The organism is Leptospira neocaledonica, assembly GCF_002812205.1.
In the GTDB taxonomy this organism is placed as follows: domain Bacteria; phylum Spirochaetota; class Leptospiria; order Leptospirales; family Leptospiraceae; genus Leptospira_B; species Leptospira_B neocaledonica.
Window position 1 is genome coordinate 1 of the sequence record NZ_NPEA01000004.1, and the last position, 12,311, is coordinate 12,311.

Below are 12,311 nucleotides of genomic sequence, written 5' to 3' on the forward strand. Positions count from 1 at the left end.
CATCACCATAATCTAATCTCAGCTAATAAAAAATTTTAATTTCTCATTCGCAGTTATATTCGTTGTAAAAGAACTGATTATTTGCCTCAGCGAGTTTTTGTTTTTGAGGGAAGAGGACTTCCGTCTTTTTGACTCGTTTGGCTTTGCCGGCGATTTCCCATGCGGAAAAGGCCGTAAAAACCAATGTAGAGAATTGATGCGACCGGTCAAGGAAAAACGCAGATAATCGATCCAATTTTTCACAGGAAAATCGGAGAAGAACCGGAAAAAAGAATCTTGTTTGCACTGCGAAAAATGCCGATATCCAGGCACTCAATCACATATTTCTAATGTACCTGTATTTTCGTAAAATCGATCACCACCATTGTCTTCTAGGATAACCCAGCCATTGGAATCATATTCTAATGTATATCCTCCATTTGCTATCCCGATGGGACGGGTTCCACCACTGGCATAATTATAACCATAAGCACCACTGTTCTCCGGGAATCCATTCGTATCATAATCGTTATACGATTCCGTACTTGAGCTCATTTCGTTTTTCCTAGATAATAACCTTTGGGATGAATCATAAGTATATGTATAATGTTGTCCCACAGTGTTGGCTGGCGTTATCAGTTTATAACTTTTTAAACCCCTTTGAGAAACCGGTACAGGAGACTCTGGCGGATCGATTAAACCTAATTTAGCGGCTTTTGCAGACGCATAAGTCCTTACATAAGAAACTCCGGATGCAGAACAGGTGTATACTAATCCGGAAGTAGAACATTGATACGTACTAATAGTCGAAACACCATCATGCTTTCTGACTGTTTTTGGTACGGCCATACAATTCCTGCCGAGTAAGGCGAGAACAAGGGAATCGTTTTTAGAATCTTCTCCGCAATTCAAGTGAAAAGTTAAAAGCAAGAACAGGAGGGAAAATAGGATGCGATTTTTCATTTATATGGGTTCTCCAATATATGAATTTTTGTTTTTAAACAGTTTTAGATTATTAGTGAAGCATTAGAATTCAGTAATGCGATAGCGATGCGAAGGGGAAGTCGCGAATGCGACCGGAGCGACAGCGTAGCCCGTAGCAGCGCGGACTCCCGCGAAGCGGGAGGATCGCCCAACGTTTAAGATCAATCGCAAATCTGTAAGGACCCGGTATTTACAAAACCATAGGAATCTCCGTCCTCGAGTCCAATGGCCCATCCTTTTGAATCGAAAAGGATACTAGTACCGCCGACTGTTATATTACCCGGGCGCTTACCTTCTGGTCCATACGAATAGGTCGCACTGACTCCATCTACGTCTAAAGGAAATCCGTTTGAGTCATAATCTCCATAAACTCGATCATTAGAGTTAGTTGCATTGAATGCAGACACTAGGCGGTGAGAAAAATCATACGTGTAAGTAAAATCATATAATATGTTAGTCTGGTCGGAAGCGCTTACCGACTTATTTCTAAATAACCCTCTTTGAGAAGGAAAAAATCCGAAACCTTGATTGCCTGCAGGAGGGTTTACGACTCCCAATAATGCTCCTTCGATAGAAGAATAGGTTCTGGTTTGGATTACGTTGTCTCCGCTGCAAATATAAGCCTTACCTGATACTGAACAGTCAAAGTCTACAATAGGATTTCCACCTGAATCTAATACAGTGATGTCCTTCGGAAGGCTGATACATTTTTTGTTTAATAACAACGCAAGAACAGCATTCTGATCATCTGATGAGCCATCACAATTCGTGAATATTATAAGAGGGAGAAGTAACCCGAGAGCGTAAATTTTCATATATAGATTCCTGAAGAATATGGTAAAAAACTTTTTTAGTTTCAACCAACCGGGATTCTAACATGGGTGGGTTTAGGGAACAAGATCGGCTTCTACTAGGATTTCTTTCATTTCTTAGTAGAAATACTAAAAGGAAATATCACCTCACAGGGATTCTCCTAAAGGGATGGCTTTCTCATATTAATACTCTTCAGGTTCTGCCGAATAATTTTCGCCGATTGAAAACGCGCAAATACGAGATAGGTGAGTATAGGATAAGCCGGTTTCCTCGGCCCAAACATTAAATTGTTCCTGGATTGCCGACAGATCTTTTTTGGATTTTCCAGTCGAAGACAAGGAAAGTCCTATATCACGTAAACATAATATCACATCGGAAGATAGAATAAAGGAATCCCTTCCGATAAAACGTAAGAAGTATTGGCCTGTGTTGCCGCCTAATCTGGAGCCGTGTTTAGAAAGAAAATCCAGAAGTCCGATCTGGTCCTGGATTGGCCAATCCGCTAGAAATTTTCCGAAACTACCGTGTTCTCGAGCAATATCGACGACAAACTGCGCATTCTTTCTTACTGATGAAATCTTTTGCGCATTACGTATAATTTTTTCGTTCAATTCTAAGGCGTCCCAAAATCGATTCGGCTGCTTGAGTAATTTTGCGGGATCGAATCCCAGGAAAACTTCTTCAAATCCTGGCCATTTATTTTCCACAACCTTCCAGACAAAGCCTGCGGAGAAGACCCGCTTAGCCATTTCACTAAGTATTCGATCATCAGGGAGACGACCGAGTTTGCTCTTTGGACTTACTTTGGGAAGAAGGGATTGCAGGGCTTTCTCCCCACCTTTTCTTTTAGCCGCTCGTTTTTGAATCTTGTCAAAAGAGACCATTCATACTCCTGAATACAAACGATAAGATCGTAAAATAAAATATAAGTGGAAAACTCAAATCTACTTAGTAAAGGAAAAATCAAAACCGATTTCGTCTTCAGAAAGTAACTTTAAGACACGGGGAAGTAATGCGATAGCGATGCGAAGTGCTTTAGTCCTGGCGAAGCCAGGATGAGCGCGAATGCGAGAACACGTAGCAGCGCGACTCCCGCATCGCGGGAGGATCGCCCATTTCTTCTTCGTGCGCATGTTGGAATTCCAACATGAGTTGAGCGTGCGAAATTTAGTTGTGAAGATTAGGAAACTGTGCTAAGGGAGTTTTGCTGTTGTCTCTGGTACCACCGACCGGCCCCCACCCAATGAGGGTGGGGCCCTTTTAAAAAAATTCCCAACACACTGTCACAACCTCCCTCTTCGAGCGTCTTTCTTTTAAAAGAGGAAACAAATGAACACAAGATTCAATTACGCCAAAGTATATCCCCAAGTTTTGGAAAAAATGATGGAGATGGAAAACTTTGCGAAGAACTCAGGAATTGAAACAAAACTTTACGAGCTAATCAAGATCAGAGCCTCTCAGATCAATGGCTGCGCTTTTTGTATTAATATGCACACTGTGGATGCCAGAAAATTAGGAGAAGAAGAAAGAAGGATCTATCTTTTAAACGCTTGGAGAGAAGCTCCATATTATTCCGAAAAGGAAAGAGCTGCTTTGGAACTAACAGAATATGTGACTAAAATTTCAGAACATGGAGTTTCGGATGATCTGTATACAAAGGTTCGAGCTCATTTTGAAGAAAAGGAATTTATCGCCTTGATCGTTGTGATTAATACAATCAATTCCTGGAACCGGATCGCGATCTCTACTGGGATGACCGCTCCAAACTAATAAGCGGATTTTTTAACTTCATACGTTCCTTCTAATCGAAGGGCGTATGAAATATCCGTTTTATCTATATTTACCCTTACTCTAACTTAGTTGCTTCCAAGGTTTTTGTTAAAGACTGAGAAGTACCCTTTAGTCTTTCTAAACTAGTCCTGAGTTTTTCCGTGATCTCGGACATTTCCATCGACCTTTTACTCAGATATTCAATCCCATTCAAGATTTGTTTAGCTCCATTCGATTGTTCTAATGTAGAATTTTTCATTTCTTTGGAAAGATCGCGGATCTGCTTATTCTTATCTTCCACTTCCGTAGAAAGGCTTTTCTGTCTGTCTACAGAATCGCCCACTTGCGCAAGCGCTTCTCCAATAGAACCAATCCCGGAAGTCAATTCACGAAAAGCTTGAACCAATTCTCCGAATTTTTCAGAACTTGTATCCGAAGCTTCTCCCAAGGCGCCGATCTGTTTTACGATCTCTTTTGCATTTCTGGAAGAAGAATCCGCGAGTTTACTTACTTCTTCCGCTACAACAGAAAATCCTTTTCCTGCTTCTCCTGCTCTTGCTGCTTCTATGGCTGCATTCAAAGAAAGTAAATTTGTTTTTCCTGCAAGGTCCTGGATCACTCCCAAAATTTTACTCACTTCCTGGACGGTCCCCTTAAATTGAGAAAACACGTCTAACGCGATTCTGACTGTGCCCTCGCCTTCTATCGCAGTAGCTGCCGAACCTTCTCCCAAACTTCTAGCAAAAGATACTGCCTCGAATACTCGAACCATCTGATCTTTCCATTTATCGATAGAAGTAGAAGTATCATCCCCGAACTCGTCCTGTTGTTCCGCCATCTGTGCGATAGATTCTATATTAGCCCCCATTTCTTCCAGAGTGGCTGATGTTTCTTCTACCATACTTGCTAGGTCACGGCTACTATCCTCGTTCGCCTTGGCCACTTCCTCCACATCTATTAAGGATTTGCGAAGTTCTTCCGCAACCATTTCGGAACTTTGCAAGATTTCCTTGGCGGAGGTATAATTTCGGATTGCTCTTTCTTCTGCATTTTGTGCTTCTTCTACTAATCTTCTTACGAACTTGGTTGCATAAGAGATTGTAACTCCGAACGCGAATAAGAATACTCCCATTAAAATTACAAGTGGGGATCTTAATCGGATCATTCCTTCGTAACCCATCGTAAGGAGTTGAGGATTCAGAATCGTTAGTGCCATTGACATTGCAGTGAATTGAACCGCCAAAACTGTAGAAGTAATAAAAGTGAATCTAGGATTGAACCTAAAAATGGTTCCCGCTAAAATTAAAAAGTAAATCCCGTAGTTGGCAGGGCTCAAGATCCCATTCGGTTTCCATTGATCCTCGGTTCCAAAATATCCTGCCTGTACGATCGCGTAACCGATAAACTCCATGAAGACTGTAGCGTATTTCAGCCAAGGTCTATAGCCGAAAAACTTCATTACAGAAATGGAAAAGAAGATAATAAAGGAATAAGCTACGATCCCGCCTATATAATAACCTAAAACAGCCTGAATCCCACTTTTCCAAACTAACCCGAATGCGGTTCCGAAAATGAAAACTATGGTTAAAAAAATTCGCAGATAGTTTGCAGCAACTTCCCCTTGGCGCTCCAGTTCCAAATTTCTATTCATTATTCCTCGGTTAGGCGGTTTTAGTTTTTAGGCTAAAATCGTTTCAAATCGACCGAGTGTCAAGCAGGGATATTATGCAGATCTAATTTAGAAGAATTAAAAGTCAATTGGGACCATTAATGCGAGTTCAAGAGTACTCATGTGGATCGTATATCCTGAATCCTTGAACAACGGTCCATGCCAACTTAGCCTTGCTTTTACGAACCCGAATTTGGGAGTTTCTACATAGATCATGTATGCAAAAACTTGTTTGTCTTTTGCATTAATGCTAGTCCTAGATAATGCGCTCAAAGCTAATAATTCCAGAGGATTGTATTTATCCTGCAAATTCGCATAAACTAAAAGTGATATTAGATCCGTAGAAAAATGAGTCCCTTGGCTGGCGAGATATGCTCCCATGAATTCCAAATTGTTACCTTGGCTTAAATTTACCAAAAGATAATTGAAGATTGGATCTCCTCGCCTTAAATCCACCAAACCGGAACTCAATTGTAAAAAACTCAAAGTGTTCAGAAATGTGTCTCTATCACCCATTGCACCGTACATTTTTCCGATTGTTTCTCCCGGATCTCTAAAGTCGACATTACCTCTCATTCTCATGTCTGCTAAACCAAAACCGAGACCCATACGAAATCCATCTACTTCCGGATTCCCCCAATAGAATGTCGGTATTATATAATTATAATCTACTTTAACGTTTGTTCCTAAATCTGCAGTGACTGAATTTTTATCATTCTTTCCAGAGCTATTACTACTAGAAGAAGAGGAACTCGAATCCGAAGAAGAGCCTGCATCCGGAGCCGGCACAGAATAAGATTGTTTATCAAATTCTTTTCTGGCAGAATGGAACAAAAGTTGAACTCCGAAAGCTTCGTTGATCTTTAAGTCCTTACTACGAATATCAAAAAAGAAATTCGGCCTTTGAGACTCCGTCGTCATTGCTGCGGATCTCCCTCTTCCACTTATATCCAAGTCGGAAATAAAATCGTAACTTCCCCCGGGCTGTATGGAAAAAAACCTGGCCTTATTACTTTTAGGAACACCTAAGTCTCTATCGAACTTATTTGCTTTTTGTCCGGAATCGTAATGATCTCGGATCTCTTTTAACACATCCTCATCCAGATCTGCCTTTATGGGGGAAGCGAAATTAGAGATGGGAAATAAAAGACTGATCAAAAATAAGAAATAAAATTTTGCCTGAATGTTTCGCTTCATGTAATATATAGGAGAATATTCCTTCTTTCAAACCTACCAGAGTCAACTAACAAAACGGATTGAATAAGTAATGCTATCATTTAAGATGGGAACAATGGATTGGAGAATCACTTCTTTACTTATACTAAATTTATCCTTCTTCAGCCTTGGTTGCTTAAAAACATTTCCAGTTTTAGAAGAACCTAGTCCTGGACAAGAAGGTTTAGTAGCCTTCGGGTTGATTGTAGCAAAGGGAGGTATCTCAAATGGGATATTCACAGGTTTAGAAGAATCCATTCCGAAAGAAACAAACCTTTCTTCTATCTCAGGCCAAAAGATCAACTTAGAGGATCGAGGCAAAGAAATGGAAGGGGATGGAAATTACAGATTTCTCTGGGTCCAAAAATTACAATTAGGTAAATCGGAAAATGGAGTCCCTAAATATTTCGTAGTTACTAGACTCCCCCAAAACCAGTCTCTGGTTTTGGATAGCGCGTCTTATTCTTATACAACCACTCAGACATATACAACAGTAAACAAATATGGGCATGTCCAAACACATACTTATACCGTGCTTCATACCAGCTCTATTCCGATTGAATATGATCCATTAGAAAAATCTAAATTTTCTTTTTCCAATCCAGGAGGATTAGAGATTCGATTTATAGGAAATTTTATCGCACATCCGAAAGGAATAAATTTATCATTCGGCGGTCCTTATACAGGCACTTATGTTCTAACCAATCTGGATACTTATCTAAACGAAAATCCGGCTCTTATTTCCGATTTCAAAAATAAATTTTACGGTAAAGAAGAAGTAAGCCCAAAAGGAGCAGAGATCCATTTTCTAAAAAGATTTATCAAAGAAAATCGATCTCGTTACTGGCAGGACATCGCAATCAAAAAACTTTTCAGATTGGATCCGAAAATCAGGGAAGCAGCTATCAAGGCAAAAATCCAGATCCCCTCTCAGGATTTGAATTCTGAAAATCCTATCCAAGAACAAAACAAACTTTAAAATTTCTTTTCCCTACCTAATAGTTCGGCTAACAAAACACCTGTGAGCACCAAACTGCATCCAATCAAGCCGGTCGCATCCAATCTTTCTTCCAAAGTAAAATAGGCAAGAATAGCGGAGAAGACAGGCTCCAAAGAAAAAATAAGTCCTGCTCTCGTAGGAGAAATTCCCTTTTGGTACTTTGTTTGCAAGAATGTGGTTCCTACTGAAGAGATCAAACCATTGTAAAATAACGCAGGCATTACTCTGAAATCCATTTTGATAAACAAAGGTTCGAATTCAGTCCAATGTAAGATGAATGCCAAAAGAAAAGCGAATACACTAGTCACCAATGTTTGGGATAAAAGAAGAATATCCAGAGGACAGGACTTACTTGCCTTATCCACATAGATAATGTATAAGGAAAAGAAAAACGCTCCCCCCAAAGTAAGCACATCGCCCAAATGATAGGATATTACTAATTTATGATCTTCTCCTACCGACTCAGCGGAAAGGAAGAATAAGCCGAACATTACAACGATCACTCCCAGGAGATTTCCCGAGCTGGGCATACGTTTTAGAAATAAAGTCTGTAAAATAGGAGTGATAACAACCAAGGTCCCGGTCAAAAATCCGGACTTAGTTGCGGTAGTATATTTTAAACCGACTGTCTCGAATGCAAATCCAAGAAACATCCAAAAGCCCAATAGAAACGCCAAAAAATATAAATACTTGTTTGTCTTCCAATCTGGATACGATACCGGGTTCTTTCGGTTTTTAAGAAGAATATAAATTACAAAAACAAATGTCGCGATCGCAAATCGGATCCCTATAAATAAACAGGAAGAAATGGAAACCAAACTTAGTTTCGTAGCGGAGAAGGTTCCACCCCAGATCAAGGTACAAAAGATTAAGGCGGCCTCGTTTTTATATCTGTTCATGATCTTATTGGGCAGCCGCTTTCTTCCTTAAGACGATATCAACCGCTTTCCAGGATCTCCAAGTGGTTCCTTCCCAGTTAACTGTTTCGTATCCTTCTTTTTCGACTTTCAATTTAATACCTCTGATCCCTGGAAAAGATTGGAAGAACATTCCATCTTCCTTGCGAGAGGTTCGAACTTCTCCATGATAAAAAAGTATTTTTTCATATTTGATATTCGCTACTAATGGAGTCCCATGTTCGTCTTTGATCTTAAAGTAAAGTTTACTTCCATCAGCAATTTCTTCCAAAAGGATCGTCCAAGCCGGCCTTAAAGACTCTACAATTTTAGGAACATCGGAGTAAGGAGGATTTAAATGAGAAGATTCTATTAAATATGCAAGAGTTCCGTATTTAAAGAAATAATAATCTTGGTCGACTCCATCCACACCGTAGATATTTTTTTTGGCGCTGAAATTATGATTTGGATTTTTACTTTCTATGGAAGACGCAATCTTCTTACCCAAATTCCAAGCGAAGTCCGGCTCCGGATTAGAAGTTCCGTCTATCGTATAAGGAACTAAAATACAATTCGCAAAGGCGTGATAGCTGATAGAAGCGGCAAACCTTTCCTTTTCCGCTAAATTCATCATCGCTTGAGTTTCAGGTTCAGATCCTGGATAAGGCCCTCTAAAAAATACACTATTGGACAAAGAAGAAGTTTGGTTCGATTTTGTTTTTCCCCAAAAAAATGGATAGTTCCGATTGATATCCACCCCCGGATTATCTTTTTCGGAAATCTGTCCCCAACCAGGATATCCATTCTTTCTTCCCATAGACATATTCTCATGCCAGAATATTCTGGAGCCGTCAGGGTTCACGATCGGAACTATCCATATCTTCAACTTCGCAAACAAATCACCATACTTCTTCTTATGTGCCAGAAGTTCATAGATCACATCATAACAATGTTCCACAGAAACTACTTCATTAGAATGATGAGCGCAGTTAAATAGAACGGAAATTTTATCTTCGTCCGGAATGGCAATATCCGTGAGTAAGATTGCTGGGATCTCTCTTCCTCTGCTCGATTTTCCGATGATCTTGTGCTCAGTATGTTTAGGAAAAAGGCGATGTACCCAATATAAATAATGAGAATTTAATATATTATCCTTATAACCTTTCTTGATATCGGCTAAAGCAAAAATAGACTCCGATAAAGAATCCTGGTAATTTCCGGAATAGTATTTGAAAGGCATTCCCTTTGCGATATTGATCCCTTCTTTAGGAAAACCATAAACTTTTAGTTTTTCCCTAGGTATCACCGCATAACTATGATCCTTCTCTATAAATGTATAAGGAACTTCCCAAGAAGTTGCCTTCTCAAATTCTTCCCTTGCGTTTTTATCTATTTTTAGAAGAACAGAAATCGAGCCGTCGTTTAACGGCCTAGAAGGAATGGTTTCCCTAAGTATAGAACAGGAAACTAGATATGAATAAAAAAATAAGCCGAGTAGAGAGACCCGAAAGAAGCCCGTCACAGTAGTAATTTTCTGGAAGGGAATCGGAAAGAAAAGAAAGATTCAGTAATAGAAGGAATATTTATTGTTCCGTTCGGGAAAAAGGCTGAAACCCTTTCCCGAATCGGTAATGATCTTTAAATTATTTTTTCTGCCAGAATTGAGAACGGCCTATCAAGGAGAATCCTATATAACCGCGGACTTCTAATTTTTTTCCACCCTCGGTTGCTTTCAGACTACATTTGTACCAAGTTCCATCATTTGGATCTAAGATACGTCCGCCCGTCCATTTGTCTCCATCAGCCGATAACCCTTTAATGATTACCATTCCTAAGATTGGTTTATCTTTTTCAGGTCCATCACATTCGGTACAACGAGCAGGTTTTCCATCCTTATCGTTCGGATCAATAAGGCTCAGGATTTTTCCGAAAATTTTTCCGTCCTTCTCATAGATCTCAACTGTAGATTCTTCCTTGGTTCCTGCGTCATTAAATGTTCTCCAAACTCCTGTAACTGGAGCAGGATCGGCGGAAAGACTAAATGCTCCCGCAAAGAATAAAGCGAATAAGAATATTACGTTGATTCTCTTCACAAAATCACCTCGTTAAAATAGAAATAAAACGGGGAGAACTCTCCCCGCCACTTGGAATTTTATTTTTTAAGCCAAGTCTGAGTTCTACCGATCAATGAGAAACCGATGAACCCTCTAACGCTCAATTTAGCACCACCATCAGTGGCTTTTAATTTACATTTATATATTTTACCGTTATTAGGATCCATGATGGTTCCTCCGGTATATTCGTCATCGTCTAGGCTTAAACCTTTGATGATAACAAGTCCAATAACCGGTTTGTCTTTATCTGCACCTTCACACTTGGTACAAATTTTCGGCTTGCCATCTTTATCCAAAGGATCTCTTAAGCTAGCGATTTTTCCGTAAATTTTGCCGCCAGCCTCGTAGATCTCTACTACGGACTTTTCTTTACCGTCTTCGTCATCAATGGTTTTCCATTTTCCGACTACTGGAAGCGCGTCAGCAAATGTGGATTCACCCACTAAAAACGCCGCCAAAACGACAAACAAAACGAGTGATTTTTTCATTTTTGATTAACCCCTTAACGTTTCTATTGAAATCGGTTATATTTAGTCTTCTTTGGAACCTAGCAAGCAAACTATTCTTCGAACCAATTTTTTTGCTCAAAAAACCATGATTTTACGGGAAAGAAATAAGGTTTTACGCAAAAACATGTAGTCTTATAGGTTAATTATAAGAGAAGCCCGGTTTTTACTAGTTTTCTCAGAGTATTCTTTATGTTTTCGAATCGTTTCCTCCCCTATTTACGCGTATTTCTATCCGTCCTTATCTCGGTATTTTTCCTTTTTTATTGCTCTCAAGAAGATAAAAGTTCCAAAACAAATGATTTAGTCGCGTTATCCTTACTCACAAACAGGGATCAGGTTGCGGAGGCTTTGACCTCGGCTATGGATCCTATATCAGGTTCTATGGAAGGTTTAAGCGGAGAAGGCGCATCGGTTGCTATCCGAGGAAATCGTATCAGTTGGCCGGAAAGGATCAGTGCCCTAGGACATCGAATTTGGAATAAAGGACCTGATTTCGGAGAATTAGAAGCCTATAATTTCTCATTTAGTTGTTGGGGAGGCGGAAATTATTCTAGACAAGTATCTTCTACTGATGCAAACGCGTATGACTTCTTGGATTATATTCTGAATGGGAACGATCCTTCTTCTTCTTTCTTAGTTTCTAAAGAATTCGGGAATTGTAAATTTTTGCCTTTCAGCAATTGGACTATCGATGGGTTGACTGAAAACATTTGGAGTAATCTTTCCGCTTCTTCTCCTTTCGTACAAAACGGTACGAACTTGAAAATTGGAGTAAATCGTACGATCCAAAATTCATCCCAAGGAATTTCCATAAAGGCTACTGGAACAGGCGCACCACTTTCGTACGCCGCTGGAACTCCAACCACTAACCAGGCCTATTCTTTAACATGGAATAATATTCTTACTGGAGCTTCTCCTGGAATTTCCTCATATTCCCAAGATGTTTCCGTTTTGAGAGAAGGTTATTCAGGAACGGATCTGATTTTTTCTCACCAGGTTTCTTCCTTGAGTTCTTTGCAGTACGGTGCGGATAGAAGCGACTCTAATCCTTTATCCTGGTACCGTTTATGGAGTGCCGGTTCTTTACAAGTAGTCCATTTGGAAAAAAATTTCACATTAACTGTTTCGGTAGATGAACCGGTAAAATGGAAATACGTGGATTGCCTTCCTAGATCGGGAAAAGTATCCTTCACCCTGAGCGGAGATCTGACAGGTACCGGATCCATCTCCTTCTCAAGTGGATCAGGATATTATGTGTATACGGTGACTGATTCTAATGGAAATAATTCTACAGAGCAGGGAAATCTAGATTTCTCTTCTTGCAGCGTTCCACTTTTTATTCTCTAAAAATTTCTCTTGCAT

General features: G+C 39.8%; 12 protein-coding genes. 3 read left to right on the plus strand and 9 right to left on the minus strand.

What is annotated here, in order from left to right; translation table 11 throughout:
- Positions 1 to 312: 312 nt before the first annotated feature.
- The 3 genes from CH365_RS07030 to CH365_RS07040 form a co-directional block, all read right to left on the minus strand.
- The gene (locus CH365_RS07030; RefSeq protein WP_100768258.1) at positions 313 to 828 is read right to left on the minus strand and encodes a hypothetical protein; all 516 of its coding nucleotides are present in this window, start codon (positions 826 to 828) and stop codon (positions 313 to 315) included.
- 296 nt (positions 829 to 1,124) lie between these two features.
- Complete coding sequence (locus CH365_RS07035; RefSeq protein ID WP_100767895.1) at positions 1,125 to 1,778, minus strand: hypothetical protein; 654 nt, start codon at positions 1,776 to 1,778, stop codon at positions 1,125 to 1,127.
- A gap of 180 nt (positions 1,779 to 1,958) precedes the next feature.
- Positions 1,959 to 2,660 (minus strand): DNA-3-methyladenine glycosylase I, encoded by a 702-nt coding sequence (locus CH365_RS07040; protein ID WP_100767896.1) that lies wholly within the window; start codon positions 2,658 to 2,660, stop codon positions 1,959 to 1,961.
- Positions 2,661 to 3,105: 445 nt separating this feature from the next.
- Here CH365_RS07040 and CH365_RS07050 point away from each other — a divergent pair, with 445 nt between their 5' ends.
- Positions 3,106 to 3,546, plus strand: coding sequence for a carboxymuconolactone decarboxylase family protein (locus CH365_RS07050; RefSeq protein ID WP_100767898.1), 441 nt, complete (start codon positions 3,106 to 3,108; stop codon positions 3,544 to 3,546).
- A gap of 76 nt (positions 3,547 to 3,622) precedes the next feature.
- Here CH365_RS07050 and CH365_RS07055 read toward each other — a convergent pair whose 3' ends face one another.
- Together CH365_RS07055 and CH365_RS07060 are read right to left on the minus strand one after the other, a co-directional pair.
- On the minus strand, positions 3,623 to 5,197 hold the full coding sequence (locus tag CH365_RS07055; RefSeq protein WP_100767899.1) for a methyl-accepting chemotaxis protein: 1,575 nt from the start codon (positions 5,195 to 5,197) through the stop codon (positions 3,623 to 3,625).
- A 96-nt stretch (positions 5,198 to 5,293) separates the two neighbouring features.
- Positions 5,294 to 6,412: a hypothetical protein gene (locus tag CH365_RS07060; protein WP_100767900.1), complete on the minus strand. Its 1,119-nt coding sequence runs from the start codon at positions 6,410 to 6,412 to the stop codon at positions 5,294 to 5,296.
- A 70-nt stretch (positions 6,413 to 6,482) separates the two neighbouring features.
- Between CH365_RS07060 and CH365_RS07065 the strand changes: the two genes are divergently transcribed.
- Positions 6,483 to 7,409, plus strand: a complete 927-nt coding sequence (locus CH365_RS07065; protein WP_100767901.1) for a hypothetical protein — start codon at positions 6,483 to 6,485, stop codon at positions 7,407 to 7,409.
- Here CH365_RS07065 and CH365_RS07070 read toward each other — a convergent pair.
- The 4 genes from CH365_RS07070 to CH365_RS07085 form a co-directional block, all read right to left on the minus strand.
- Positions 7,406 to 8,329, minus strand: a complete 924-nt coding sequence (locus CH365_RS07070) for a DMT family transporter (protein WP_100767902.1) — start codon at positions 8,327 to 8,329, stop codon at positions 7,406 to 7,408. The two genes, CH365_RS07065 and CH365_RS07070, sit on opposite strands and share 4 nt — an antisense overlap.
- 4 nt (positions 8,330 to 8,333) lie before the next feature.
- The gene (locus CH365_RS07075; protein WP_100767903.1) at positions 8,334 to 9,848 is read right to left on the minus strand and encodes a M14 family zinc carboxypeptidase; all 1,515 of its coding nucleotides are present in this window, start codon (positions 9,846 to 9,848) and stop codon (positions 8,334 to 8,336) included.
- A gap of 121 nt (positions 9,849 to 9,969) precedes the next feature.
- Complete coding sequence (locus tag CH365_RS07080; protein ID WP_100767904.1) at positions 9,970 to 10,419, minus strand: DUF2147 domain-containing protein; 450 nt, start codon at positions 10,417 to 10,419, stop codon at positions 9,970 to 9,972.
- A 59-nt stretch (positions 10,420 to 10,478) separates the two neighbouring features.
- Positions 10,479 to 10,928, minus strand: a complete 450-nt coding sequence (locus tag CH365_RS07085) for a DUF2147 domain-containing protein (RefSeq protein ID WP_100767905.1) — start codon at positions 10,926 to 10,928, stop codon at positions 10,479 to 10,481.
- A 210-nt stretch (positions 10,929 to 11,138) separates the two neighbouring features.
- On the opposite strand from CH365_RS07085, the gene CH365_RS07090 reads away from it, so the two are divergent.
- Positions 11,139 to 12,296 (plus strand): hypothetical protein, encoded by a 1,158-nt coding sequence (locus CH365_RS07090; RefSeq protein WP_100767906.1) that lies wholly within the window; start codon positions 11,139 to 11,141, stop codon positions 12,294 to 12,296.
- The last annotated feature ends 15 nt before the right edge of the window (positions 12,297 to 12,311 follow it).

Excerpts from the sequence above, each read along its gene's own strand:
- CH365_RS07030 (WP_100768258.1), bottom strand. The coding sequence starts at position 828 with ATGGCCGTACCAAAAACAGTCAGAAAGCATGATGGTGTTTCGACTATT.
- CH365_RS07035 (WP_100767895.1), bottom strand. The coding sequence starts at position 1,778 with ATGAAAATTTACGCTCTCGGGTTACTTCTCCCTCTTATAATATTCACG.
- CH365_RS07040 (WP_100767896.1), bottom strand. The coding sequence starts at position 2,660 with ATGGTCTCTTTTGACAAGATTCAAAAACGAGCGGCTAAAAGAAAAGGT.
- CH365_RS07050 (WP_100767898.1), top strand. The coding sequence starts at position 3,106 with ATGAACACAAGATTCAATTACGCCAAAGTATATCCCCAAGTTTTGGAA.
- CH365_RS07055 (WP_100767899.1), bottom strand. The coding sequence starts at position 5,197 with ATGAATAGAAATTTGGAACTGGAGCGCCAAGGGGAAGTTGCTGCAAAC.
- CH365_RS07060 (WP_100767900.1), bottom strand. The coding sequence starts at position 6,412 with ATGAAGCGAAACATTCAGGCAAAATTTTATTTCTTATTTTTGATCAGT.
- CH365_RS07065 (WP_100767901.1), top strand. The coding sequence starts at position 6,483 with ATGCTATCATTTAAGATGGGAACAATGGATTGGAGAATCACTTCTTTA.
- CH365_RS07070 (WP_100767902.1), bottom strand. The coding sequence starts at position 8,329 with ATGAACAGATATAAAAACGAGGCCGCCTTAATCTTTTGTACCTTGATC.
- CH365_RS07085 (WP_100767905.1), bottom strand. The coding sequence starts at position 10,928 with ATGAAAAAATCACTCGTTTTGTTTGTCGTTTTGGCGGCGTTTTTAGTG.
- CH365_RS07090 (WP_100767906.1), top strand. The coding sequence starts at position 11,139 with ATGTTTTCGAATCGTTTCCTCCCCTATTTACGCGTATTTCTATCCGTC.